The 25,188-nt window shown below is 63.3% G+C and carries 28 protein-coding genes and 1 tRNA gene; 16 read left to right on the forward strand and 13 right to left on the reverse strand.

Annotation, left to right across the window (positions count from 1 at the left end; genetic code table 11):
• The first annotated feature begins 37 nt into the window (after positions 1-37).
• A complete protein-coding gene (locus BN996_RS06340) occupies positions 38-478 on the forward strand; it encodes a DUF555 domain-containing protein (protein ID WP_089777660.1) in 441 nt (146 codons plus the stop codon).
• 166 nt (positions 479-644) lie between these two features.
• Here BN996_RS06340 and BN996_RS06345 read toward each other — a convergent pair whose 3' ends face one another.
• Positions 645-881 (reverse strand): UPF0058 family protein, encoded by a 237-nt coding sequence (locus tag BN996_RS06345; protein ID WP_004041569.1) that lies wholly within the window; start codon positions 879-881, stop codon positions 645-647.
• Positions 882-1,147: 266 nt separating this feature from the next.
• On the opposite strand from BN996_RS06345, the gene BN996_RS06350 reads away from it, so the two are divergent.
• Positions 1,148-1,555: a translation initiation factor IF-2 subunit beta gene (locus BN996_RS06350; protein WP_089777661.1), complete on the forward strand. Its 408-nt coding sequence runs from the start codon at positions 1,148-1,150 to the stop codon at positions 1,553-1,555.
• A gap of 58 nt (positions 1,556-1,613) precedes the next feature.
• Here the strand turns inward: BN996_RS06350 and BN996_RS06355 are convergent, their stop codons facing one another.
• The 8 genes from BN996_RS06355 to BN996_RS20785 all read right to left on the reverse strand — a co-directional run bounded on the left by BN996_RS06355 (position 1,614) and on the right by BN996_RS20785 (position 6,049).
• Positions 1,614-1,793 (reverse strand): DUF7836 family putative zinc-binding protein, encoded by a 180-nt coding sequence (locus BN996_RS06355; RefSeq protein ID WP_008574529.1) that lies wholly within the window; start codon positions 1,791-1,793, stop codon positions 1,614-1,616.
• A gap of 98 nt (positions 1,794-1,891) precedes the next feature.
• The gene (locus tag BN996_RS06360) at positions 1,892-2,890 is read right to left on the reverse strand and encodes a transcription initiation factor IIB (RefSeq protein ID WP_089777662.1); all 999 of its coding nucleotides are present in this window, start codon (positions 2,888-2,890) and stop codon (positions 1,892-1,894) included.
• A 223-nt stretch (positions 2,891-3,113) separates the two neighbouring features.
• Positions 3,114-4,097 (reverse strand): magnesium/cobalt transporter CorA, encoded by a 984-nt coding sequence (gene corA / locus BN996_RS06365; RefSeq protein ID WP_089777663.1) that lies wholly within the window; start codon positions 4,095-4,097, stop codon positions 3,114-3,116.
• Complete coding sequence (locus BN996_RS20045) at positions 4,094-4,249, reverse strand: hypothetical protein (RefSeq protein WP_167344110.1); 156 nt, start codon at positions 4,247-4,249, stop codon at positions 4,094-4,096. The genes corA and BN996_RS20045 overlap by 4 nt, the downstream gene beginning before the upstream one ends.
• Positions 4,250-4,331: 82 nt before the next feature.
• On the reverse strand, positions 4,332-4,958 hold the full coding sequence (locus BN996_RS06370; protein WP_193310945.1) for a DUF6517 family protein: 627 nt from the start codon (positions 4,956-4,958) through the stop codon (positions 4,332-4,334).
• A gap of 127 nt (positions 4,959-5,085) precedes the next feature.
• Positions 5,086-5,457: a hypothetical protein gene (locus BN996_RS06375; RefSeq protein WP_089777665.1), complete on the reverse strand. Its 372-nt coding sequence runs from the start codon at positions 5,455-5,457 to the stop codon at positions 5,086-5,088.
• A 38-nt stretch (positions 5,458-5,495) separates the two neighbouring features.
• Positions 5,496-5,918, reverse strand: coding sequence for a DUF8009 family protein (locus tag BN996_RS06380; protein WP_089777666.1), 423 nt, complete (start codon positions 5,916-5,918; stop codon positions 5,496-5,498).
• Positions 5,915-6,049, reverse strand: coding sequence for a rubrerythrin-like domain-containing protein (locus tag BN996_RS20785; RefSeq protein WP_139043109.1), 135 nt, complete (start codon positions 6,047-6,049; stop codon positions 5,915-5,917). Before BN996_RS20785 ends, BN996_RS06380 begins: the two co-directional genes overlap by 4 nt.
• A gap of 102 nt (positions 6,050-6,151) precedes the next feature.
• On the opposite strand from BN996_RS20785, the gene BN996_RS06385 reads away from it, so the two are divergent.
• The 6 genes from BN996_RS06385 to BN996_RS06410 all read left to right on the forward strand — a co-directional run bounded on the left by BN996_RS06385 (position 6,152) and on the right by BN996_RS06410 (position 10,286).
• Positions 6,152-6,994, forward strand: coding sequence for an NOP5/NOP56 family protein (locus BN996_RS06385; RefSeq protein ID WP_089777667.1), 843 nt, complete (start codon positions 6,152-6,154; stop codon positions 6,992-6,994).
• Positions 6,991-7,662 (forward strand): fibrillarin-like rRNA/tRNA 2'-O-methyltransferase, encoded by a 672-nt coding sequence (locus tag BN996_RS06390; RefSeq protein WP_089777668.1) that lies wholly within the window; start codon positions 6,991-6,993, stop codon positions 7,660-7,662. The genes BN996_RS06385 and BN996_RS06390 overlap by 4 nt, the downstream gene beginning before the upstream one ends.
• Positions 7,663-7,819: 157 nt before the next feature.
• Positions 7,820-8,896, forward strand: a complete 1,077-nt coding sequence (locus tag BN996_RS06395) for a glutamate--cysteine ligase (protein ID WP_089777669.1) — start codon at positions 7,820-7,822, stop codon at positions 8,894-8,896.
• A gap of 67 nt (positions 8,897-8,963) precedes the next feature.
• On the forward strand, positions 8,964-9,428 hold the full coding sequence (locus BN996_RS06400; RefSeq protein ID WP_089777670.1) for a winged helix-turn-helix domain-containing protein: 465 nt from the start codon (positions 8,964-8,966) through the stop codon (positions 9,426-9,428).
• A 121-nt stretch (positions 9,429-9,549) separates the two neighbouring features.
• Positions 9,550-10,050, forward strand: a complete 501-nt coding sequence (locus BN996_RS06405; protein ID WP_089777671.1) for a phosphopantetheine adenylyltransferase — start codon at positions 9,550-9,552, stop codon at positions 10,048-10,050.
• A 29-nt stretch (positions 10,051-10,079) separates the two neighbouring features.
• A complete protein-coding gene (locus BN996_RS06410; protein WP_089777672.1) occupies positions 10,080-10,286 on the forward strand; it encodes a DUF8147 domain-containing protein in 207 nt (68 codons plus the stop codon).
• 11 nt (positions 10,287-10,297) lie between these two features.
• Here the strand turns inward: BN996_RS06410 and BN996_RS06415 are convergent, their stop codons facing one another.
• On the reverse strand, positions 10,298-10,606 hold the full coding sequence (locus BN996_RS06415) for a cyclin family protein (RefSeq protein WP_089777673.1): 309 nt from the start codon (positions 10,604-10,606) through the stop codon (positions 10,298-10,300).
• 106 nt (positions 10,607-10,712) lie between these two features.
• Here BN996_RS06415 and BN996_RS06420 point away from each other — a divergent pair.
• The 5 genes from BN996_RS06420 (at position 10,713) to BN996_RS06440 (ending at position 19,021) form a co-directional block, all read left to right on the forward strand.
• Positions 10,713-10,795 (forward strand) — tRNA-Leu (locus tag BN996_RS06420).
• Positions 10,796-10,845: 50 nt separating this feature from the next.
• A complete protein-coding gene (locus tag BN996_RS06425) occupies positions 10,846-12,006 on the forward strand; it encodes a tyrosine-type recombinase/integrase (RefSeq protein ID WP_089777674.1) in 1,161 nt (386 codons plus the stop codon).
• A 6-nt stretch (positions 12,007-12,012) separates the two neighbouring features.
• A complete protein-coding gene (locus BN996_RS06430; protein ID WP_089777675.1) occupies positions 12,013-12,573 on the forward strand; it encodes a hypothetical protein in 561 nt (186 codons plus the stop codon).
• A gap of 1,486 nt (positions 12,574-14,059) precedes the next feature.
• A complete protein-coding gene (locus tag BN996_RS06435; protein ID WP_089777676.1) occupies positions 14,060-17,968 on the forward strand; it encodes an Eco57I restriction-modification methylase domain-containing protein in 3,909 nt (1,302 codons plus the stop codon).
• Between the two features lie 99 nt (positions 17,969-18,067).
• Complete coding sequence (locus tag BN996_RS06440; protein WP_089777677.1) at positions 18,068-19,021, forward strand: hypothetical protein; 954 nt, start codon at positions 18,068-18,070, stop codon at positions 19,019-19,021.
• Between the two features lie 147 nt (positions 19,022-19,168).
• Here BN996_RS06440 and BN996_RS06445 read toward each other — a convergent pair whose 3' ends face one another.
• Positions 19,169-20,359 carry a type I restriction enzyme HsdR N-terminal domain-containing protein gene (locus tag BN996_RS06445; RefSeq protein WP_089777678.1) on the reverse strand — a complete coding sequence of 397 codons (1,191 nt, stop codon included), beginning with the start codon at positions 20,357-20,359 and terminating at the stop codon, positions 19,169-19,171.
• 558 nt (positions 20,360-20,917) lie between these two features.
• Here BN996_RS06445 and BN996_RS06450 point away from each other — a divergent pair.
• The 3 genes from BN996_RS06450 to BN996_RS06460 all read left to right on the forward strand — a co-directional run bounded on the left by BN996_RS06450 (position 20,918) and on the right by BN996_RS06460 (position 23,114).
• Positions 20,918-21,280: a group I truncated hemoglobin gene (locus BN996_RS06450; protein WP_089777679.1), complete on the forward strand. Its 363-nt coding sequence runs from the start codon at positions 20,918-20,920 to the stop codon at positions 21,278-21,280.
• A gap of 117 nt (positions 21,281-21,397) precedes the next feature.
• Entirely contained in the window at positions 21,398-22,207 is an 810-nt protein-coding gene (gene dacZ, locus BN996_RS06455) for a diadenylate cyclase (RefSeq protein ID WP_004976646.1), read from the forward strand.
• Between the two features lies 1 nt (position 22,208).
• Positions 22,209-23,114 carry a mechanosensitive ion channel family protein gene (locus BN996_RS06460; RefSeq protein WP_089777680.1) on the forward strand — a complete coding sequence of 302 codons (906 nt, stop codon included), beginning with the start codon at positions 22,209-22,211 and terminating at the stop codon, positions 23,112-23,114.
• A 75-nt stretch (positions 23,115-23,189) separates the two neighbouring features.
• Here BN996_RS06460 and BN996_RS06465 read toward each other — a convergent pair whose 3' ends face one another.
• Both BN996_RS06465 and purD read right to left on the reverse strand, forming a co-directional pair.
• Positions 23,190-23,738 carry an acyltransferase gene (locus BN996_RS06465; RefSeq protein WP_089777681.1) on the reverse strand — a complete coding sequence of 183 codons (549 nt, stop codon included), beginning with the start codon at positions 23,736-23,738 and terminating at the stop codon, positions 23,190-23,192.
• Positions 23,739-23,828: 90 nt separating this feature from the next.
• On the reverse strand, positions 23,829-25,115 hold the full coding sequence (purD, locus tag BN996_RS06470) for a phosphoribosylamine--glycine ligase (protein WP_089777682.1): 1,287 nt from the start codon (positions 25,113-25,115) through the stop codon (positions 23,829-23,831).
• Between the last annotated feature and the right edge of the window lie 73 nt (positions 25,116-25,188).

The following is a 25,188-nucleotide window of genomic DNA, read 5'->3' on the forward strand; positions in this document are numbered from 1 at the left end:
AGGTTGATACCCTTCGGCACACTACCTCCTCGTACCCATGGACTGCAGAGTCGTCGTCGAGGCCGCGGTCCCGGTGTACGACGTAGAAACCGTCGACGAGGCGATTCGCATCGCCATCTCGAAGACCGGGGAGATGCTCAATCCCGACCTGAAGTACGTCGAGATTAGCATGGGCGCTCGGACCTCGCCCGGCGGCGAGGAACTCCAACCCGCCTTCATCGCCGCGGACGAGGCGCTCGTCGCCCTCGAACTGGAGATGACGGTGTTCAACGTCGAACAGGAGGAACACGCCTCGCGCATCGCCCGGAAGGAGATCGGCCAACGCCTCGAAAACATCCCGCTGAAGGTGCTGTCGGTCGAACGAGTCGACGACGAGTCCGTCGAGACGGACGGCGAGGGCGACACCCGCGCCGAAACCGGGGCGTCGGACGCCGACGAAACGCTCGTCGACTTCGACGACCTCGTCGACGACCACTGAGGCGTCGGCGGGCCGCCGCCTCAGTCCCGCCCGCTGTTTCTGCCCGTACTGAACTCATCCACCGCTTCGACGCGGCGGTCGCTCGGAAGCGTCGTCGTCCGCGAGAGCACGGCGCAGTCGCTCTGAGGTGTAGGGTCGCAGAGGAGAACGCGTTTCTTGTCTCGGTTCAGTCGGCTTGCGGTGCGAGCGGCTCTGGTTCGGCCTCGCGCATCGCTCCGGTGATTCCTTTCGCCAGTTTAAACACGGCTGCTTTGTGGTCCGTCTTGGACTTGTGGATGGATGTCGGTCGTACGCCGAGTTCGTTGTACTCGACGAGACTGATTTCCTCGTCCTCCCAGGCCTCAATCTGGGTGTGGACTTCTGCGAGCAGACCGTGCAGGTGGATGAGTTCCTGCTTCTTCATGAGCAACCACGGCTTGAGACCGGAGGGATATAGTATTATCTTGAGTCACGTTAGCATCCGACTCCCTTAAACCGCCGATTATGGGTGTCTCAGGGAAAATTTCGTATTCGTCAGTTTGCAATTCGTTTGTTGTTTCGCCCGTCGATAGTGAGCCTCGGCGGAATCTCACGAGCAGTTTATATAGCTATGTAGCTCGCGCGCCGAACGGCGGCCGCGCGCGCCGGGGGTCGTGAGAATTTTACGCCGGCGCGCGCGTACTGTCGCGCATGGACTACGACGACCAACTGGACCGCGCGCTCTCGGAGTCGTCGGACGTGGCGGAAGGCGGCGACCGCTTCAGCGTCCCGGAGCCGACGGTCCGACAGGAGGGGAGCGTCACGGTCTACGAGAACTTCGCGGCGACCCACGACCGGCTCGCTCGCGAGGCGACGCACGTCCTGAAGTTCTTCCAGACGGAACTGGGAACGAGCGCCCAGATCGACGACCGGGGTCGAGCGCGCTTTACCGGCGAGTTCAGACAGCGTCGCATCGCCGACGCGCTCGACGAGTACGTCGAGTCGTTCGTTCGCTGTAGCGAGTGCGGGTCGCCCGACACGAAACTCGTCACGGAGCAGGGCGCAGAAGTGCTGAAGTGCGACGCGTGCGGTGCGCTCTCGGCGATTCCCGACATCTGAAAAACGAACGCCCGGCGGGTCGCTCCCGTTCGGGAGACGGCCCCGCCGTCACGCCTCGCTATTCGAACTGCTTGAGCGTCTGGAGGTCGCGTTCCGTCCGCATGAACTCGGCCGTGCGACGCGTCGCGCCGCAGCCCTGACACGAGTAGTTGTCGCGGTGAGCGGGGAGTTCGGTCGGATTCGTCTCCCAGTCCTTTCCACATTCGGGGCACAAGAGTCGGACGAACGCTTCAACCATACCCCGTATATCCTCCGGGAGCGCGGATAAATGTTGTTACGGGCTGGCACGGGCGAGAAAAAGTGCGGGCCACCGGAGTCACCGGGACCACAGAGCGCTTACGCGAACAGGGTGCCGTCTTGGACTTCGAGCAGCTCCTTGTAGCGGTTGCGGATGGTGACCTCGGAGATGTCCGCGACCGTCGAGACCTCGCTTTGGGTCACCTTCTCGTTGGTGAGGAGGGCGGCGGCGTAGACGGCGGCGGCGGCGAGGCCGACCGGCGACTTGCCGGAGTGCACGCCCGTCTCCTTCGCGTCGCGGAGGAGCTGTCGGGCCTGCCGCTCGGCCTCGTCGGAGAGACCGAGTTCGCTGGCGAACCGCGGGACGTACTGCTCGGGGTCGGCGGGCTTGATTTCGAGCTTCAGCTCGCGGACGATGTAGCGGTACGTCCGGGTCAACTCCATCTTGTCGACGCGGGAGACCTTCTCCAACTCGTCGAGCGAGCGCGGGGTGCCGGCCATCCGGGCCGAGGCGTACAGCGCCGCGGTGGCGACGCCCTCGATGGAGCGGCCGGGCAGCAGGTCGTCGTTGAGCGCGCGGCGGTAGATGACCGAGGCGGTCTCCCGGACGTTCTCGGGGAGACCGAGGGCCGAGGCCATGCGGTCGATTTCGCCGAGCGCCTGCTTGAGGTTGCGCTCCTTGGAGTCGCGGGTGCGGAACCGCTCGTTCCACGTGCGAAGTCGCTGCATCTGCTCGCGCTGGCGCGGCGAGAGGGACTTCCCGTAGGCGTCTTTGTTCTGCCAGCCGATGTTGGTCGACAGCCCCTTGTCGTGCATCATCTTGGTCGTGGGCGCGCCGACGCGGGACTTGCTGTCGCGCTCGGCGGAGTCGAACGCGCGCCACTCGGGACCGCGGTCGACCACGGTGTCCTCGACGACGAGGCCGCAGTCTTCGCAGATCGTCTCGCCGTGCTCCTCGTCGGTGACGAGGTGACCGCTGCACTCGGGGCAGACCTGCTTTTCGTCTCGCTGCGATTCGTCTCGCTCCGACTCTCGGGACCGGGCGTCCCGGGTCTTTGCGTCGGCACTGTAGGTTCGGGTGGTTATGGTGTCGCTCATGGTGGGGTGGAAGGCGCGGATACGTCTCGGCCGGGAAGACCACAGAAGACGAAAGAATAATCCGGCTTGGACGGGGCCTTACCAACAGTAAGTTCGAAAGTCTTATAAATGTTTCGCTGACCCCGTGTGGATGAATCGCACGATGTGGCCGCTTTGTCGTCATTGAGCCGACGGGAATCGACGGGTCGGCGTGAGTAATCGGGTAGTATATCTCTTTCGTCGCTCAGAGCCAGCCCTCCCGCCGGAAGTAGACGAGCAGGACCACGGAGACGAGCGCCATCCCGAGCATCGTCGCCGGGTAGCCGTAGGCCCAGCCGAGTTCGGGCATGTTGAACGCCGACGCGCCGGGGTCGAAGTTCATGCCGTAGACGCCGACGACGAGCGTGAGCGGGAGGATGATGGTCGCGACGACGGTGAGCGTCTTCATCACCTCGTTCGTCGACTGCGAGAGGGTGTTGAGGTAGATGTCCCGCGCGCCGCGCGCGAGGTCGCGGTACGTCTCCGTGAGGTCGACCAACTCGACGAGGTGGTCGTACACGTCGCGGTAGTACTTCTCCGTCACCTCGCGGACGTAGTCGGGGTCGCCGCGGGCGAGCACGCCGACGGCCTCCCGCGTCGGCCACACGGTCTTCCGGAACGAAAGCAGGTCGCGCCGGACCGCGTTCAGTCCTTCGAGCACCTCCGGGTCCGGTCCTTCGAGGATGATGTCCTCGATGAGTTCTATCTCCTCGCCGACCTCGTCCAACAGCCCGAAGTACTCGTCGACGATGCGGTCGATGACGCGGTAGGCGACGAAGTCCGGCCCGAACCTGAGCATCCGCGGTTCCTCTCGTTCGATGGCGTTCCACACGTAGTTTATCGGCTCCAACTCCCGGCGCGTCAGCGTCACGAGCCAGTCGTCGCCGAAGCAGAGCCCCACGGGTCTGGTCTGGACCTCCTCTTCGAACACCTGTTCGCCCGCGCGGAGCGTCGCCACCCGAACGACGACGAACGTGTACTCGTCGTACTCCTCGACTTTCGGCCGGGCGTCGTTCCGCACGTCCTCGACCGAAAGCGGGTGGACGCCGAACGCCTCGGCGACGCGGTCGAACTCCTCGGCTGCGGTCGCGCGAACCCACGTGGTTCCGTCGGCGTCGCGCGCCGCGTCCAGCGCGGTCTCCTCGTAGGCCGACACGCCGTCGTCGCGGTAGACGAGCGCCGAAATCACCGCACGTCACCCCCGATGGCCCAGAGCGTGATGCCGACCATGACGGCCGTCACGGAGAACGCTCGTCCCGGATAGGTGACGAGCGTCCCGAGGCCGTAGCCGACGACGCCGAGCGCCGTCACCGCGATGCCTGCGGTCCGTACGCGAGTCATGGACTCACCGACCCGCGGCGACGAGAAAAAGGCACCCCCGAGGCGACCCCGCGAGCCACCGTCGGCGGTTCACCCGTGCGGCCTACGCCTCAGACGGGTGTTCGACCGAGCGAATCAGTTCGAGAACGTTCTCCTCCTCGCCGTCGAGTTGCTGTGGGTACAGCCCCATCGCGACGATGAAGTCCTCGTTGTGCCGAACCTTCGTCACGTGGACGTACACGTCGACCTCGTCCCCGCCGAACCGCGCGGTGGCGCTGTACTTCGTGACGTTGGTCGTCTGTCCGAGCATCTGGACGTTCCGCGAACTGACGGGGTCGACGTCGCTGAGGCCCTGATACCGGTTGTCGACGAGGCGGATGAGGTCGTCGTTCGAGTAGTCGCCGATGGGGCTCCGCGGCTGGCCCGCGACCTCGACGGCGGGCGTCGAGATGACGCTGAACGAGCCGAGTCTGGCCTCGCCGAAGAAGCCGAGGTCAAGCGTCTTCTCGTAGGTCGTGATGTGGTTGCTGGCGGCGATTTTGCGCTCCTGTCCGCCGAACGAGAGCGTCCGGTTCACCGCGAACGTCTCGGTCCCGTTCGTCTCGTAGCCGGCGTTCGCGGCGACCGTCGCGTCGGCCGCGGCGGGTTCAGATTCGAACGTCAGCGTCTCCTCGCCGGTCAGAAAGCCGATACAGCCGCTCGTGAACACGAGCGCGGCGAGCGCGAGCACCGCGACTACGCGTCTGGAACTCATTGCTCCGCCATTTCCCCTCACCGGGCATAAGTTCGGTGGCCGGGCGGTTCGGTCTTCGGCGCGGTTCGCGATGCGGCCCGCGGAGCGGTCTGCGGGTTTCGCCTCAGTCGTCGAGGTCCCGCGACTCGTTTTCGCGGCGAATCACGCGACCGCTGTAGAGGTAGTAGGCGGGCGCGACGAACGGGAGCGCGAACGCCGCGCCGAACCAGAGATGCCGCGACGCGCCCCAGTCGATGCCCTGTCCGCGGAGCGACCTGATGTCGGCGCGGACGAGCCCCGCGTAGAAAATGTGCGTGACGAGGTAGACCGCGAACGCCGGTTCCGGCCCGATGTACAGCGAGACGGCGGTGAAGATGACGAACCCGATGACGTAGATGACCGGCAGCACCCCGCGGTAGCGGCCGCGCGCCGGGCGCTGTTTCCGCTGCCGCTCGCGCTCGACCGCCGTCCCGCGGCGGTACTCGTCGGTGCTCATGTCGCTACGGTGTGGCCCGCGGGGAAAAAGTGGTTCGCTCAGCCGAGGTACTTGGCGTCGACCTCGTGCGGGCCGGCGTCCGTCGGGAGCGCGACCGTCTCTCGGAGGTGCTCGCGGACCGCCGAGCGCCACGCACGGACCGCCTCGGTGTGGCGCTCGTGGTGGGCTTCGACCTCGTACGGTTCCGGGCGGGTCTCGTCGACCTCGGGATACGCGGGGGCGTCGTCGGCGACGAAGACCCGAGGGTCGAGGTGTATCGGCTCGGGGTCGGCGTAGTCCGAGGCCTCGCCGCCGGTGCGGTGAATCCGCGCCCGCATCCGCCCGTAGAACGGCGGGGTGACCCGGAGGACGACGGGGTCGTCGCCCCGTCGGTTCGCTTCGAGGGCGGTCACGAGGTCGTCGGTCGTGACTGCGAGCGAGCGGACGGCGGTCGGGTCGGACGACCCGCGCGCGTCGTTCAATCTCCGACGCGTCCGCGGGTCGTCACCGACGTGGGCCGCAGTTCGCCGCTGCACTCCGGACAGGTCGAGCGGTACGACGCGGCGCTCACGGTCGTTTGACACTCACGACAGACGTACGAAGCGCGTTCCATCGAACATTCGTACGAGATATGGTGTGTTAAAACTTACCACGAATAAGGAGTCACGCCCGCGGGTCCGTGTCCTTTTACCCGGACGGGGCGCAATCCGCCAGTATGACAGACGCATGGTTCGCCGGCGCGGACCCCGACGACCCCGAATCCGGGGCGACGCGAGTCCGAACGGGCCGCGCCCCCGCCCCCGCCGACTGGCCGGCCGAGGCCGTCGACGCCGGGTTCGCCGCCGACGAGACCGACTACTACGCCAAACTCCGCTCGGCGACGCTCACCGCCGCCGGCGAGGCCGTCGCGGAGCGCGAGCGCGCCGACGACGTGCAGCTCGCCCACGCCGTGCGCGCGATGGACGACGCCGAACGGACCGCGAACGAACTCGCCGAGCGGGTCGTCGAGTGGGCCGGCACGCTCTACGAGGACGTCCCGCGCGGCCTCGACGGCGTCCGCGACATCGCCGCCCGAGACCCCAAGACCGCCGCCGAAGAGCGCGTCGTCTCCTACGCCACCCGCGCGGTGGACCTGCTCGACGAGCGCGACGACCTCCGGTCGTTCATCGAGGAGCGCGCGCCCACGGCCGCGCCGAACCTCGCCGAGATGGCCGGTCCCGTCCTCGCGGCGCGGCTCATCGCACTGGCGGGCGGTCTCGAACCCCTCGCCAAGAAGCCGAGCGGCACGGTCCAAGTGCTCGGGGCCGAAGACGCCCTGTTCGCGCACCTGAAGGGCCGCGCCACGTCGCCCAAACACGGCGTCATCTTCACCCACGAGTACGTCCGTGGGACGCGCCCGCAGGACCGCGGGTCGGCCGCCCGCGCGTTCGCCGGGAAGCTCTCTATCGCCGCGCGCATCGACCACTACTCGGGCGACTACCGGCCGGACCTGCACGCCGAACTCGCCGACCGGATGGAGACGATTCGCGCCCGCGCCGACGCGGAGGCCGACGAATGAGCGACGACAGTTCCGCGGCCGACGCCGGTGCCGATGCCGACCTTCCCGACGGCGTCGAACGCCGGACGTTCGGCGGCCGCGAGCGCCTCTCGACCGAGGGCGCACAGGTCTACGGCGAACCCGTCGACGCCGACGGCTGGCGCGCGTGGGACGCCGGGCGCTCGAAGCTCGGCGCGATGCTCGAACTCGGCATGGACACGGGCCTCGTCGGCGGCGAGTCGGTGCTCTACCTCGGGGCGGCCTCGGGGACGACCGTCTCGCACGTCGCCGACTTCGCCGGGCCGACCTACGCCGTGGAGTTCGCCCCGCGCCCCGTCCGCGACCTCGTCGGCGTCGCCGAGGACCGCGACAACCTCTTTCCGCTGTTGAAGGACGCGCGCGACCCCGAGTCCTACGCTCACGTGGTCGAATCCGGCATCGATTGCCTCGTCATGGACGTGGCGACCCGCGGGCAGGCGACCGTCGCCGTCCGCAACCGACAGTTCCTCGCGGACGACGGCCGACTCCTGATGGCCGTCAAGGCGCGGAGCGAGGACGTGACCGCCGACCCGGACGACGTGTTCGACGGCGTGCTCGCCGAACTCGACTCGGCGTACGAACTCCTCGAAACCGCCCGCCTCGACCGCTTTCACGCGGACCACCTCGGCATCGTCGCCCGGCCGAAGTAGGTCGCCGGCGGCGGTTCCGTCATCGCACCGTCCGACGACTGTGTCCCGAGACGTGATTTCCGAGCGTCACTAGCTCCCGAATCGCTCGCCCGCGGTCGTGCGACGCGTTCGCCGGCTCCCACGGTGTTTTTAATTCGGCGCAACTTACGCCGTTGCGATGGAACTAGGGTCGGCGGATGCCTTCGACCGAATGGGGACGCTCGGCGTCGAAGAGGAATTCTACATCGTCGATGCCGACGGCCGCCCCACCTCGGGTATCGACGACTTAGTCTACGGTCCGGAGCCTCCGGAACCGCTCGCAGGGCGGCTCGACCACGAGCTGTTCAAGTTCACTATCGAGACGCAGACGCCGCTCATCGAGGCCCCCGACGAGGCCGGCTCGGCCGTCGAGACGGTCCGCGAGGCGCTCGTCGACCACGCCGCTGACCACGGCTACCGCATCGCCGCGGCCGGGCTCCACCCCGCCGCCAAGTGGCGCGAACTCGACCACGCGACCAAACCCCGGTATCAGGCGCAACTCGACCGGATTCAGTATCCGCAACACCGGAACACGACCGCCGGCCTCCACGTCCACGTCGGCGTCGACGACGCGGACAAGGCCGTCTGGGTCGCCAACGAACTCCGCTGGTATCTCGCGCCGCTTCTGGCGCTCTCCGCGAACTCCCCGTTCTGGAACGGCTTCGACACCGGCCTCGCCTCCGCCCGCGCCAAGGTGTTCGAGAACCTCCCGAACACCGGCATGCCGACCGCCTTCGACGACTTCGAGGACTTCCAGCGCTTCGAGCGCCGAATGGTCGAGTACGGCTCGATAGACGACCGGGGCGAACTCTGGTACGACGTGCGCCCCCACACCGGCCACGGGACAGTCGAAATCCGCACCCCCGACGCCCAGACCGACCCCGAGCGCGTCGCCGACTTCGTCGAGTACGTCCACGCCCTCGTGTTGGACCTCGCCGACCGCTACGAGTCCGGCGAGTCGGGGACGCCGGTCCGCCGCGAACTCCTCGACGAGAACAAGTGGCGCGCGACCCGCTACGGTCGTGACACCGACTTCATCGCCCCCGACTCCGAGGGCGTCGTGAGCCTCGAATCGTTCGTCGAACGCGAGTCCGACCGCCTCGGCGTCGACGGCCTCCGGTCGCTTCTCGACGCCGAATCCGGAACCGCCGTCCAGCGACGGATTCACGAGGAATCCGGGCTCGACGCCCTGTGCGAACACTTGACGCTGGACTGAGTCGCACGCCGACGCGCGACAGGAAACATTTTTTAGCGCCCCAGTTTTGACCTTTGCCGTAGCACAAATGTCTGCGGACCAGAGCACAGAGGGGAGCGCGGAGTCGACGGACGAAGACAACTCGGGCGGCGCGGCCGACTGCGCCGTCTCCGAGTTCGACGACGGGTTGGTGGACCTGCTCGCGTGGATTCTCGACACCGAGACCCGCGCGCGAATCTACGTCCACCTCCGACAGCACCCACACTCGACGAGCGAGGAAGTCGCCGAGGGGACCGGCCTCTACCCCAGTACGGTTCGGGAGGCGCTGGCCGAACTCGCCGACGACGAGACGGTCGAGCGCCGCAAGCGGAAGAGTTCCGGCGCGGGCAACAACCCCTACGAGTACGTCGCCATCGCTCCGAGCGACCTCGTGAAGGGCGTCACCGGACAGGTGCAGGCGCAGTTGAACGCCGTGTTCAACCTCGACCGACACCTCGGAACCGACCGCACCGACGAGACCGAACCGGTCACGATTACGGTCCGCGAGGAGTAGCCCCGCGGTCTCCCGGCTTCTACGGTGGTTCGCCCGGCTTCGTAGCCCCCCGCTCACCCCGCGCGTTGGCCCGTTAGGCTAACCCGACCCGCTTAAGTCGCGCCGCGCCTACCGCGAGAGTATGCACGTCGCGCTGGGCGGGACGTTCGACCCTGTCCACGATGGACATCTCGCGCTGTTCGAACGGGCGTTCGAATTGGGTGATGTCACGGTCGGACTCACGAGCGACGAACTCGCGCCGAAGACGCGACACGTCGACCGCTACGTCCGGCCCTTCGACGACCGCAAGGCGGACCTCGAAGCCGAACTCCGGCCGCTCGCCGAGGCGTACGACCGCGAGTTCGAGGTCCGCGAACTCGACAGACCGACCGGCATCGCGACCGAGCCCGGATTCGACGTCCTCATCGTCTCGCCCGAGACGCGACGCGGCGGCGAGCGCGTCAACGAGATTCGAGAGGAGAAGGGCCTCGAACCCCTCCGTATCGAGGTCGTCGAGCACGTCCCCGCCGAGGACGGCGACCGCATCTCCTCGACGCGAATCGTCTCCGGGGAGATAGACCGCCACGGCAACGTCACGCCCGACCGCGAGGGCCGCGGCCGGACGCCCCCCAGCGACGAATAGTTTTCACGCCCACGGTCGTACTGTCGCCCATGCGACACCCGCTTTTCGCCAGCTTCGCCGTCGGCGTCGTCGCCGCGGTCCTCGTCGGTATCGCCGTCACCGAGATGGCCGCTCGGTGGGTCTTCTTCTCGCTTTTCGTCGGTATCCCGGCCGGTCTCGTCGCCGGCGTCCTCGCCACCGCGGTGACCTACGCGGTCTTGACTCGCCGGATGGCACCGTCGAACTCTCCAGAGTGAGCGCCTCCCAACTACCAACTCGGCGGTCGGAAGCCGGCCTCTCGGAGGAGGTCCTTCCAGCGCTGTTGGATGCTGAGCCGCGACACGTCCATCGACTCGGCGACGGCGGTCTGGGAGCGTTCTTCGCCGGCGATGAGCGCCCCGGCGTAGAGGCTGGCGGCGGCGACGGCCCGCTTCGAACGCTCCTCGTCGGGCAACTGCGTGAGAAACATGTCCGAGGCGTACGAGCGGGCCTCGCTGCCGAGTTCGAGGCCGTCGGCGGCGGCGTCGATGCGGGCCAGCCACTCCCGGTTGTCTCGTTGGTCTCGGGCGCTGTACATGGTCGTCGTTGCGGCCGCGGGGGCATAATCCTCGCGGCGGGCGCTCGTGACGTTTATATATCGTTGCGGGAAATGTGCGGTCGAAGGGCGCGTGTCGCCCGACTGCGCGCGGGTAGCCAAGTGGCCAAAGGCGCAGCGCTTAGGACGCTGTCTCGTAGGAGTCCGCCGGTTCGAATCCGGTCCCGCGCATCCGCGGCTTCGCCGCGTCTTGCGATTTTCACTTCGGCAGGAGACCCTACATGGAAGACCTGCCAATCACGCTCTCGCGCTGTAACGTTTTCACCAACGGGGAGTTGGACACCGAACGCCCCATCCCGGTGGTACCAAAATCGCACGACGGCGTACTGAACGAGAAGCAACTCGTGGACTACAAAGACAGGAGAGTCCGATTCCTATCATGGCTGTTGAAGGTTGGAAAGCACCCAGAGAAGGCCGAAGGGTACTCGCCGTACACCGTTTACTCGACGGCGTACCGAACCGCGCGCTTCGACCTGTGGCTCTGGGAGCAGAAGAACGAGTACACGTACCCGCCTCAATCCGATGACGCCGCCGCCTACATGGACTGGTTAGCGTTCTCCGACCAGAGTCAAGTGATGAAGGGGAAGGCACAGGAAGGCCTCCAGCACCTCTCGAAGTGGCTCCACCACGAGTACGGTTACGACGAGTGGGAGTTCGAGTACACCTTCGACGGCTCCGGCGGCAACCACCAGCCGCAGGACTTCCTCACGCGCGAGGAACGCCGCGCCATCCGACAGGCGGCCCTCAACGAGGGGAACATCCCGGCCTACGACTCCCTCACCGCGGAGGAGCGGAACGGGTGGAAACTCTACATCTCCAACGCCCTTGGCAAGCCCTACGACGAAGTGACGCGCGAGGACTGGAACGAGGTGAACGGGTGGGAAATCACCTCCCTCGTCTGGACCAGTCTCGACGCCGGTCTCCGTCCCAACGAGGTCCGCAACGCTCGGACGGAGTGGGTGGACACGAGGAACGGCGTTCTCCGTATCCCGAAAGACGAGTCCTCGAAGAACGAGGGTAACTGGACCGTCAGCCTCACGGAGCGGACCGCGACGGCGCTGTCTCGCTGGCTGGACGAGCGCGAGCAGTACAAACGGTACGAGGACACCGACACGCTCTGGCTGACGAGCCACGGGAATCCTCACGGCTCCAGCAGCCTTCGGAGGCTCCTTCACCGACTCTGCGACCAAGCGGGCATCGAGACCGCGAATCGAAAGATGTCGTGGTACACGATTCGCCACTCGGTCGGGACGTACATGACCAAAGAGCGGGACCTCGCCGCGGCGAAAGCCCAACTCCGCCACAAGAACCCCATGACGACGATGAAGTACGACCAAGTGCCGGTCGAGGACCGCCGTAACGCCCTCGACAGGATGGGGTAAAATCCGATGACGCCGCAGACAAACCCTCACCGGAACGCCGAGAAGGTCGTCAAGTGCCCCGTGGACGGTTGTGAGGCCGAGAAGTTGAGCCGCGGGATGCACCTTCACGTCCTTCGGAGCGCGGGAAACGGACACGGTCCACAGGGGGAAGTCCCCGAACATCTCGACTTCGAGAATCTGGAGGAGGTCGGGACGCGAGAGGTCGAAGTCAACTACCCCGAGGAACGGAAGACCGAGTCAGTCGCTCGGCTCTGCCCGTACTGCGGGAAACCGTTCAAGGGAAAGAACGGGGTGCTGATTCACCTCGGGCAGGTAGAAGGCCGGAAGAACCACCCTGCCAACGCCTCCGAGGTCCACGAGCCGGGGGACTTCCCTGTGGTCGAACTCGATGAGGTCGAGAACGTCGTCGCCGTCGTTGAGGGACGGATACCGTCTTCGGCGGGGAACTGGCCTTACGAGGAGAGCGTCCCGGTCGAACGGGTCTACCGCCTCATCGCGGAGTTGCTGGCCGAGGGCCACCCCGAGACCGCAGCACGAGCGCGAAGCCTACTGCTCACCGACGAGTGACTGAGAACTCGTTCTGAAACGACGGACGGGTGCGTGGGAATCCACGCACCTATCCTCCGTTCGTCCTACCGGATACGGCGGGACACAACCGAGGGTCGGAGACCCCCGGATTGGATGTCTCGTCGTTCGCATTAAGTCCGAGCAACGACTCTTTGCCTTCCGTCCTTCACTCTGCTACTGTTGGACCACATTAGACCACCCCCGAAAATGTAGTGATTTTTGCCCTCAGTACGCGATAAAACTTACAATCAATTATGCGTCCGCCCGATTGCTGGCGTAACAACCATTAGAAGTAACGAGACCGGCGAAAGAAGTCGAGAGGAGGGAGAGTTAACGCAGATGGATTTTGAAGAATTTAAACCAAAACACCCGATAGGTTGACCACACGTCAAAATTGGTTTAGAGCAGGAAATCATCGCATCCTGCCGACTCTCTCCAAACGAAAATCACCGAAGCCCTGTGCGGCCACGAGAGCGGTTCTTTCACGTGAGATGATGGGAACCACTTACCATTTGTTCAACGCGATTCTGGGGCCTGACAGACGTGTTAGATTGGATTCTGCTCGTGTGGCGAAGCCCGTGTTTTTCAGTAGGGGCGAAATGGGGGTCTTTTGCTGTCCAACTCGGTCTGTCTATCGTCGTCTCACTCAGGGGTCGTACTCGTTGAGAAGCGGGTTTCAATTCGTGGTACTGGAAGGCGAGGTCATCGGATAGAAACACAACAGAGACAATCAAAGACAATAGGGTAGAAACTCGTTCATCGGATGGTCACTCAAGGGGGGACTACAGGGGGGCTACTACTACAGGGTATCAACTCGTTGTTCCTATCCGATGAGGGCCGCCTTTAGAGTACGTTAGTGTAAACACGTCTTTCTCTACAGTATTGAACAACGTGCTGTAAGAACGGTATTGAAACACGGGGCAGTCCACGAGGGGAAACCCTACGGGGTACTACTACGGGGATGTGTGCTACAGACTTGACACACCTGTTCCGGGGCCTTCGGCAATCGAGCCGCCGACCGAGGCGCGAGAGAACTCTTGCTTGACGTAATCACTCGTCCAATCCCGCGTCACCACGTGAGTGTTATCCTTCGATACGGACAGAATTAATTAGAAAACACCGTTTGTTTTGTGTTTTTGTGATTGGGTATACTTTTGTCAATTTTTACTTTTACCCCCGTTTCGCCCTTTCTGCCGTTCGATAAGAGGATTACAAATTGCCACCGTCCATGAGGGTGGGAATTCCGCCCGTAAGAAAAGGACAAATTTGGGTTGACTGGCTACCCTGTACAGGGTACGTTTCCCGAAAGCAACAGTCCACTACGAGAGACCTACGCCGCCCTCATCGGCTGACTGCCGAGTGCCAAACGAGCGAGGAGCAACGTAGACGCCGGGGTATCCCGAAATCAGGGAAATTGAGAGACTTTTCAAGTTGACTCTCAGCAACTCGACTACTTTTATGAAGGCCTATTGAGTTGAGGCCGCTAATGGCAGACCCTTCGGCTCTACACGACTCTCTCCAAGCCATCGCCGGACAGGTCGATGGCGACATGAGCGAGCGTGATGTTGAAAACCTCTTTCTGGAACACGGGTTCTACGACGCGCTTGACTACGAGGGAACGGGCACGGACATCCGTAGCGAGTTCACGCTTCCAGATGACCGGCGACCCGACTACATCACACTCGACTCCAACGAAGCGGTCACGGCGGTCTACGAGTTCAAGACGACTGGTCGAGACCTCCCGCCCCACGAGTCGCAACTATTCCACTACATGGACTACCTCCGCTCGGAGTTCGGAGTGCTGACCAATGGGGAACAACTGCGTCTCTATCGCCGGGGTCAGAACTCTCCGATTCTGATTGTCTCGCTCGACTCGGCGACGGAAAGTGACGCCCGAGACCTCGCCAGTTCGCTCCAGAAACGAGAGTTCGACCTCACGAACCCTGACCACGTGAATCGGTTCCTGTCCGAACTCGACCCGATTCCGCTCAACGAGGAGGCGGAACTCGGGCAGGCTCACTTCTTCGACACCTTCCGGCTTGAAGAAGGAAGCCCCTTCGCCGACCTCGTCACAGGGATGATGGACCTGCTCCACGAACTCAGAGACGACGAGGAGGCCAAGTTCGTCAAAGGGGCGTACGACTTCTGGGAAGCGACCTACGCGAGCGAGCCGGACGAGGTTCCGGCCTCTTGGGACCCGTTCATCGACGGGAAGCAGTCCCTCCGTGATTTCATGTTCTGCTTGGAGAGCGGTCACGCGGTCCTCGCGCGGCTGCTTCTGGCGAAGGCGACCGAGGACCACCAGTTTTTCGCCGGTACGGGGTACGACGGGATGGAGGACTACTTCCGTGGACTACAGGGATTCAGCGACTCAATCAACCTCGACGCGTTTCCGGTTGCCGCGGACAACCTCATCGACGACATGCAGGAGCAGTTAGTCGAAGGACTGTTCCAAGACGACATCTTCGTGTGGTGGACCGACGGCTACGCGGAACAACTCTCCCGATTGCACGAGTCAGGGGCGAATCAGTTCAAGGCCGTGGCCGAGGGGACGGGGTCGGTCGAACGAATCAGCGCGGCCACTCGGGACCGATTCAGCCGGGCGGTCGCCGAAGTGTTCCTCAGCATCCTTCGGTTCGATTTCTCCCACGTCGAAGGCGACTTGCTCGGCGACCTCTACCAGCGGTACTTCGACCCGGAGACGCGGAAGGCGCTCGGGGAGTTCTACACGCCCCAACCGGTCGTTGACTACATCATGGACGGCGTCGGCTACGACCGCGGCGTCTCGAACAGACGACTCATCGACCCTTCCTGTGGGTCCGGGACGTTCCTCGTGGAAGCCGTTGAGCGGTACATCGCCGACGTTGAACGCTACGAGGACGACCCCGACTGGCAGGACAAACTCCGCGACCTCTGTACCCGCCCGCGCATCGTCGGTCTCGACATCCACCCGTTCGCCGTGCTGATGGCTCAGATTCGGTTCGTGGTCGCCATCCTCCCCGCCTACCGAAAGGCGAAACAGGCGAACTCCAACTTTACCCTGCGACGGCTTCCGATTTACCGGACGGATTCCCTTCGGAACGAGCGCAAACTCTCCGGGGTGGATTTGGGGACCGGAGACGCGGAGACGTGGCAGTCGCCCCTCGATGCGTGGGACGAGGACGAGAAGGAGGTCAAAGTCCCGGTCCCGCTCCCGGTCGAAGTGGACGAGGAAGACGGGGTCGAAACCGAGGACGGCTTCCTCGTTCGCCGCGTCCGTATGCCGCTCTACACGACGATTCGAGCGGAGACGAGCGTGAAGAACTTCGGGGAGTATTTCGCGGCCCTGCAAGGCGTGCTTGACACCGTCAAAGACCACATGGCCCAGTTCGGTGATACCTCCGACTGGGATTGGACCTACGGCGGTGGCCTCGAACCGCGAATCAACCGGTACACCTCCCAAGAGTACGACGGGTTGGAGGAGTTCTTCGAGGAGTACGTCAACGACATGCTGGAGAACGTCCGCTACCTCAAAGAGGAACACAACGACGGGCGGCTGTTCAAGATGTTCGAGGACACCGTATTGGCTCTCGTCGTCAAGAACTACATGGAATACGACTACGTGGTGGGCAATCCCCCGTACGTCCGAATCCAGAACCTCCCGGACAAGCAGAAGGCCATGATGAGCCGTCTGTACGACGCCACGACGGGGAACTACGACATCTACTGTCCCTTCTACGAGCGCGGTCTCGACTGGCTGAGAGACGACACGGGGCGACTCGGATACATCACTCCGAATCAGTTCATGGTCACGGACTACGGCGAGGGTCTACGGAAGGTGATGCTCGAAGACAGCCGCATCAAGGAAGTGTACGACTTCCGTGACTCCGGCGTCTTCGAGGACGCGACCAACTACCCCGCCATCGTGATTCTTGAGGACGAATCCGATGAGGCCGCCCGTGAGGAGAACCAGATTCGGTGTGTTCGGGTGAAGGCGAACACGGACGATGGTGACGACCGCGAACTGGACGAGGCCATCATCGAGTCGGTACGCGACCACCGCGGCGAGCCGGGCCACTCTGACGAGTTCATCGACGTGTTCGACTTCCCGCAGGCGGAGTTAGACGAGGGGTACTGGTCGTTGATGCCGCCCGAGGAATTACAGGTCACTAAGAAGTTAGAGTCAAACAGCACCGATAGTTTTGGAGCAATAACTGATGCTATCTTTGCTGGGACACAGACGAGCGCAAACAAGGTCTATTTAGTCAAACCAGTCAACGCGAACCGAATTGAGCCAGAGGACGGTGGAGATACTGTCAGAGTTGTTCCAACAGGGGAGAATCGAGAATACGAAATCGAGACAGACCTACTCTGTCCGTGGTTAAAAGGCAAGGACGTTGGGCGCTGGCGTGGGGAGTGGTCAGGCCTTCACGTTATTCTTCCCCACTATGTAGAAGGAGAGGGGGAAGACGCGACCACAAGGGCGTACGATGCCGAGTATTTACAAGAGGAACTTCCGCTGACGTGGGAGTATTTCCAAGCACATCGGGAGAAGTTGGAAGGCCGTGAGAGTGGCCGTATGGAAGGTCGGGAAGACTGGTATGCCTTCATCTACCCAAAGAGTCACGAACGATTCGAGAAGCCGAAAATTATCGGCGCTCACATCTCAGAAAATGCTCGGTTCATGATAGATAGCGAGGGGATGTGGTACTTCAAAACCGCCTATGGAATCGAGTTGGACGGCCCGTACCGTGACCTCACCGAGGAGATGGCCTGTCAACTCAACTCGAAAGCCCTCGACTTCTACTTCAAGCACATCACGACGGTCAAGATGGGTGGATTCTACGAGTACCGTTCACAGTACGTCGAAAAACTACCCTGTGTGACCGACGACACCGCGGGCGTCTTCGGACTGATGCGCGAGACAGCCGGGGAGATTGTGGACACCATCGACCTCGACAGCAAGACCGACCGCTTTCCGGAGGCGTACCTCGGAGACTACGACGGCGAATTCGACTACATCACCTACGAGTGGCAGACTCGCCGCTACCCGGTGAGTGCCGACGTGCAGGGGGATGTTGAGGGTGATTTCACGGTACAGGCCGGACGCTCCGACACCATCAACGACCCTGCGATGTACTCCGAGGACCGCGAGGCCCGGAAGATGCGAGCGGAGTACGTCCGCGCGGCTGTGGACGGTCGGAACGTCAAGAGCGGCGAGGAGACGACCATCCCGATACCCCGGAGTGACGCAGGTGTGGGGACGCTTCTCGACAGACTTGACGCGGACCGCAGCCGAGTTGCGGAGACAGACATCGAGGCATTGGAGGCCGAGATTGATGAGGCTGTGTACGACCTATTCGACCTTGATGAGGAGGAGCGAGAAATTGTTGAAGGGTATCTGGAAGTGTTCTGAGATTAGTTAGAATTCGTTATGTTCTCCAGAAGATACTTATAGCGACATCCCCTCTTCTGAGACGTCTCCAGCGGGAAAACACGGGAGACCCAGAAAACGATGCCGGACACATACATCCCAGTTCTCCGTAACAAGCAGAACGAGCGTGACGTAATCCAATACTTCGGTGGTTTCTCTCACTTCGAGGGGAGCAACAAAAACAGGCTATCCCTTCATCCGTTAGTCGAAATCACCGACGATGACGACCTCGACAATCTCAAGCCGTTTCAAGACGCTGGCGAGTTGGTCCTCGTGGACCTGCCCGTATACCAAGCCGAGCGTAGTTCCGACTTCGGCGACGCGATAGAGTCAACGATTGAGGAGTACGGAAGCCGCAGAGCGTTCTATTTAGAGAACGCTGACCGGATTGACCTGCCCGTGGTTTCTGGATACATAGACGAGACCGTCGATTATGGTGTCCACGGGCTGTTACAGGGTGCGCTCAGCGACACGTATCCCGCTATAACCCACCGGCTAATGGTTCGCATGACTGGGTCGCTATCCGAGGAGCAACGAGAGTCGCTTCGGAAATTGGCGGACTCCCTGCGACCTTCGGATAGAGTTCTATTTGACGTAGTTGATGTCGGTTATACCGAGGAACTTCTTGCCGACCTCAGATTCCTTTCAGAGGTTTTCACAGGTAACGAACGGGCCGTTCTCAGCATCTTCGACCCCTTCAACGATGAGCGCGAGAATCGAAGCCCCCACGTTGCTGACGAATTAGGGATTCGGGGTTTCGGCGATTTCGCCATCAATGTTCGATACCCCGGTGGCGGGGGAAGAGGCGAAACCGTCACGATACGGCACTATCACCCGAATCACTCTTTCGTGGAGGAGTTCGAGGGTAACACGTACGAAGAGGCCTCAAATGAACTGACTGGATGGGACCTTTGGCGTACTACCCATTGCGATTACTGTCGAGACGCTAAGCGGCTCAGCAAGGGCGACCCCAGCACGTGGAAGCGGATTCGGATGGGTCACTACATGACCTCTGTTCTTAGAAACGAAATTTGACTCAAAATGCAGTCAAAATCGACCCAACAACGCGAGCCGACTTACCAAAATGCGCACTCGAAAGGCGCGCTCGTGTGCTAACCCGGACCCGCCCCAACGCCCCGGCCCTCATCGGCTTAGTGTACGAAGGAGCATTTCAAAGGTCGCTCAGAACAAGTCGTCTGTTGTCTCTGCTTCGCGGAGTTTGCCGAGCGTTGTGTACCGCAATCCTTGTGGATACTTCGTCTCGAACGGAATCGCGTCTTCCAGTTCGTGAAGTGAGCCAGATTTGAACTTGATGACCATTTTGTCCTCCGCAATCTTCGCTCCGTCCTTGTAATCTCGCGGGTCACGCTCCAACCCCGCTTCATCTGGTTCTATCAATTCTTTCACTTTGGCGAAGTAACGTACTTCTCGTACGTCTCCCGTCACGTACATGGCCACGTAGTCGAACTCACTCCCAACTCGAACGAATCCCCACCCTTCGTTTTCCATGAGGAACGGAAGGCCAGATTCCTTAGTTGGAAACACCGCGACTTTTGCATCAGCATCGCCTTCGATTTCCTGACGGGAGATTTTCCCCGCGACGTGATTTTTAATCGGTTCGAGTATGTCGGGGTTGTTCGTCCCGGTCGGCGAGTTGACCGGCGGGTCATCGGGTTCTGACGGTGGGTTCTCACTCACGAACCGGCGCTGCTCACGGAGGGCCGAGACGAGACTCTGTACGAACTCCTGTGACTGTTCGTCGAGGTCCATCGGAAACTCTCCGACTTCCGATTCAACAGTCCTTGAGACGGCTTCGGCGACCTCCTGTTCCTTCTCTATGAGGCTGCGGATAACTCTGTTAGTTTGGGCTACCTGTTCAGCAATCTCGTCCGCTTTCCCCGACCGAATCGACTCCTTCGAGAGTAGGTCTAACACGCCCGGATTTTCTGTGAGGTCTTCGAGGTCGAAGCGTACGACTGAGACTTCCTCTCCGTTTTTCGTTTGCCGCCCTTTGGTTAGCACTTCAAATTCCCTCCCGTTCGTGAGTATGCCCCAGTCAACGTCGAGTTCCTGCCTCATGTAACTCTTCAACTGTCGAACCTCGCTGTTGGTGAGGTCTGAGCGTACGGGCTTCGCTTCAACAAATACTACAGGAGAATCCCCGACGAGGAGGGCGTAATCAACGTGAGTGCTGCCGCTGGCCATCGGAATTGTGTACTCCAGTTCGACTTCCGTAGAATACAGGTCCCATCCGAGAAGTTCGAGAAACGGTTGGACGAGGCGCACCTTCGTGTTCTGTTCGTCCATTTGGGGAGAGGTCTCAATGAGTTGTAATGACCTCTGGACGTATTCATCGACCTCGTCCTGTTTCATGGTCAGAGTTTATCAAGGGTTTACAATTAATGTGATGGGTTTCGATTGTTTGAGTTAGCATCGGCAGCCTCATCGGATTGGTGAGAAAGGTAACAGCGACTGGGGCTGTCTCGTAGAAGCACTTTTAGCACTTGCCGTTTAGTTACGTACTGTCGAAGTGGAAATTGGGGATAGCCACCCAAAGTGCCGGGTAACGGCCCGAGGCGCTTAGGACGCTGTGGTGTAGACCTTCGCAGGTTCGAACCCTGTCCCGCGCACTAAGCGAACGAAGTGAGCGAGGGAGCAGACAGGTTCGAACCCTACGAGACGAGCACAGCGAGTCTCGGCCCGGTTCGAACCCTGTCCCGCGCGCCTGCCGTTGAAACTCTCGTTGAAGATTTCTTCACCGCCGACTGCGACAGCGACGCACCCTGTGAATCCGGCCTCTGGATAGAGTGACAGTCGGGTCTCGGGTGTCGGGTCAGTACGTTCCCCCGCCGCGACCCCGTACTCCGCGTTTAAAGACCCCGCATACGTTCGGAGGAAACCTTACCGTCGTGGTGTCCAATTCGCGGACGAATGCCTGCGCAGTCACTCTACGCTCGCATCGGCGGCCGCGAGGCCGTCGAAGCAGTCGTCTCGGACTTCTACGACCGCGTCCTCGCCGACGACTCGGTCGCGCACTACTTCGACGACATCGACATGGTCGAACAGCGCGCCCACCAGGTCAAGTTCATCAGCGCCGTCGCGGGCGGTCCCGTCGAGTACGACGGGGCCGATATGCGGGCGGCCCACGACCACCTCGACCTCTCGGGCGAGGACTTCGACGCCATCGCCGAACACCTCGCGGCCGCGCTCAACGAAAACGGCGTCGCCCCGGACGACGCCGACGCGATTCTCGACGAGGTCGCCGCGCTCAGAGCGCCGATTCTGGGGCGATAGGTCCCGTTCGACCCCTCTTCGGGGAGAATCAGTCGCCGGTCTCGACCGGTCGAATCGCGCACGCCACGCGTCAGACGCGACACAACCCTTTTTCTCACCCGGTGTGTCTCTCCACCAATGGCGGCGTTATCCGAATTATTGGGCGACCTCGTGGCGGACGTCGATGGGCTGTTTCTGTTCACGCCGAGCCACTCCCACTACGAGCAGTTCGCCGAGACGGACGTTCCGACGGTGGTCATCGCGCCGGAGAACACGGTCGAAGCCGAGACGTTCGTGGAACTGCCCCTGCAGTTCCAGAACGTCAAGGACCGCATCCGCTTCGGCGTCGAGGGCGCGATGGAACAGAGCATCGTCGAGGCCGGCGACACCATCGCCTGCAACGTCGGCGTCTTCGGCGGCGACCTCGACTCGCTCGTCCGCGTTCGCGTCGACGAGAACATGCGGTCGGGCATCTACGACCTCTTCGCGAACTCCCGGGCGGACCCGGGCGTCATCCGCGACGTGTTCGAGGTGGCCATCGAACTGGGCAAGAAGGGCCAGAAGGGCGAACCCGTCGGCGCGCTGTTCATCGTCGGCGACGCGGGCAAGGTGATGAACAAGTCCCGGCCGCTTTCGTACAACCCCTTCGAGAAGTCCCACGTCTACGTCGGCGACCCCATCGTCAACGTGATGCTCAAGGAGTTCTCGCGGCTCGACGGCGCGTTCGTCATCTCCGACTCGGGCAAAATCGTCTCGGCGTACCGCTACCTCGAACCCTCGGCGGAGGGCGTCGACATCCCGAAGGGGCTGGGCGCGCGCCACATGGCCGGCGGCGCTATCACCCGCGACACCAACGCCACGGCCATCGTCCTCTCGGAGTCCGACGGCCTCGTTCGGGCGTTCAAGGGCGGCAAAATGATTCTCGAAATCGACCCGGAGGCGTACTGAGATGCCGGGGTCCGCTTCGGCGTCCCTCGTCCACTCGTCGGTCGGTCCCGCGTCAGCGCCCACGGTCGCACCCGAATCCGCATCCGCATCTGTCTCTGTGTCTGCGCCCGTCGTCCCGCTCCAGACGGTCGGCGGCGTCGTCGACGACATCGTTCGAATCGCCGGGATTCGGTTTCTCGGCGTGCTCACCATCCTGCTTTTCGGCTTGGTGCTCGCGTACGTCGCGGGGACGCTCGTCCACCGACTCCTCGTCAGCGTCGGCGTTCCGGAGGCCATCGAGGGCACGGCCTTCGAGCGGACCGCCCGCGACTTCGAGACCTCGACGGTCGAAATCCTGTCGTGGCTGACGCGGTACTTCGTCCTCGGAATCAGTGTCTTCGCCGCGCTGTCGTTCGCCGGCGTCAACTACGCCGACCGGTTCTGGGGCCTCGTCATCGCCATCCTCCCGCAACTGTTCATCGCCATTCTGGTCCTCATCACCGGGGTCGTCGTCGGCGACAAGGTCGAACTCCTCGTCGCCGAGCGGTTCCGCGCGGTCAAACTCCCGCAGGTGAATCTCCTCCCCGCGCTCGCCAAGTACACCGTCTTCTTTCTCGCCACGCTGGTCGCGCTCTCGCAGGTCGGCGTCGCCACGCTCGCGCTCATCGTCCTCCTCGGGGCGTACCTGCTCGGCCTCATCGTCTTCAGCGCCGTCGCCTTCCGGGACCTGCTTCGCTCGGGCGCGGCGGGGACGTACCTCCTTTTCACCCAGCCGTACAGCATCGGCGACGAAATCGTCGTCGGCGAGGTCCGCGGCGTCGTCCAGGAGTTCGATATGTTCGTCACCCACGTCGAAGCCGAGGAGACGGAGTTCGTCGTGCCGAACGCGCGCGTCCTCAACAAGGGCGTCGGCCGCGTCCGCAGGTGACCCGAACGCCCACCGCCCCGCGAGAAGTCGCTCGCTCGTCGCCCTAACGGCCACCTGACGGCGACGACGAGTCGGTCACTCCCCGTCCCCGTCGGCCTCGCCGCCGGACATCGGTCTCGCGGGCACCCCGGCGACCGTTTCGCCCGCGGGCACGTCGCGCGTGACGAGCGAGTTCGCCGCGACCTGCGCGCCCTCGCCGATGCGGACGCCCGGGAGGACGGTCGCCTTCGCGCCTATCATGGCGCGCTCGCCGACGACGACCTCGCCGGTCCGGTACTCGTCCTGCAGGAACTCGTGACAGAGGATGACCGCGTCGTAGCCGACGATGGCGTCGTCCTCGACGGTGACGAGCTCCGGCCAGAACACGTCGGGCGTCGCTTCGAGGCCCCACGAGACGCCCCTTCCGACGGTCACACCGATGCGTCGGAGCGCCCAGTTTCTGACTCGGAGCGACGGCGCGATGCGGGCGACGAGGACGAACACGTAGTTGAGCATCACGCGCCAGACGGGTTTGGCGTCGGTCCAGTACTGGAGCGAATTCCGCGGGCCGGGCGTCGGGTGGTGCTGGATTCGGTCGTGTCGGCGGCCCTCTGCGTCCGCCGGTGCGGCATCGTCGTCGGTCACGTCAGTCGATTGGACCGCGGGGGTAAAAGCGCCCTCGGCGCGGGGCCGACGAGAGAAATAGCGAACCGGTCCCGCGGGACCGCTCCCGGCTTACTCGCCGCGGAGTTCGGCCATGTGGTCGATGCGGCGCTGGACGAGCGCCGCCGTGCCGATGTCGTGGCGGATGTGGAAGCCCTCGCCGGCGTCGGCGAGCGCGTCCTCGGCGAGTTCCTCCGCCGCGGCGATGCTGTCGGCGACGCCGACCACGGCGAACGACCGCGAGGTCGTCGTGTACAGGCCGTCCTCGCGGTCGTCGACGCTCGCGTAGAACAGCAGGGCGTCGGCGTCCTCGTCCACCTCGACCGTGATTTCCGCGCCGGCCTCGGGGTCCGTCGGGTAGCCCTCGGGGACGGCGTACTTACAGACCGTGGCGGCCTCGGCGAAGTCGAGTTCGGGGAGCGACTCGCCCTCGCGGGCGGCCGTGAGCACGTCGATGAAGGGCGTTTCGAGGACCGGAAGCGTGTTCATCGCCTCGGGGTCGCCGAAGCGGGCGTTGAACTCGATGACCTTCGGGCCCTCGGTCGTGAGCATGAACTGGCCGTAGAGGATGCCCTTGTACTCCGGGAGCGCCTCGACGACGGCCTCGATGACCTCGACGGCGGCCTCGTAGTCGCCGTCGGCCATGAACGGCAGGGAGGGCGTCACGTCGGTGTAGCTTCCCATGCCGCCGGTGTTCGGTCCCTCGTCGCCCTCGTAGGCGCGCTTGTGGTCCTGTACGGCGGGGCTGACCCGGAACTCGCCGTCGGCGACGAACGCCTGAATCGTGAACTCCTCGCCGACGAGGCGCTCTTCGAGGACGACGCGCTCGTAGTCCGAGTCGCGGAGGTACGCCTTCGCCTCCTCGGGCGTCACCTGGTCGCCGATGACCTTCACGCCCTTGCCGCCGGTGAGGCCCGCGGGCTTGACCGCGAGGTCGCCGTCGTAGTCGTCGATGTAGTCGCAGGCGGCCTCCATGTCGTCGAAGGTGGCGAAGTCGGGGTTGCCCGGAATCTCCTCGTCGCGCATGAACTGCCGTTGGAACGCCTTGTCCGTCTCGATGCGCGCCTCGGCCGCCTGCGGGCCGAACGTGTAGACGCCGGCGTCGTCGAGGGCGTCGGCGACGCCGGCCGCGAGGCCGGACTCGGGACCGACGACCGCGAGCGTCGCGCCGACCGACTCGGCGTAGGCGACGATGTCCTCGGCGTCGGTCTCCGAAATAGTCTCGAAGCCCTCGGCGAGGGCGGCGATGCCGGGGTTTCGGTTGCTGGCGCAGGCGTACAGGTCGCAGTCGGGGGCCAGCGCGCGGGCAATCGCGTGCTCGCGGCCGCCGCCGCCGACGAGAAGGACGGTCTCGCTCATGGTCGCATACCCTGCGCACGGGAGTGTAAAGATTGCTCTTTATCGCCGACGAAATAGGCACGATTGTGGTTAT

Source organism: Haloferax massiliensis, from assembly GCF_001368915.1.
Taxonomy (GTDB): Archaea; Halobacteriota; Halobacteria; order Halobacteriales; family Haloferacaceae; genus Haloferax; species Haloferax massiliensis.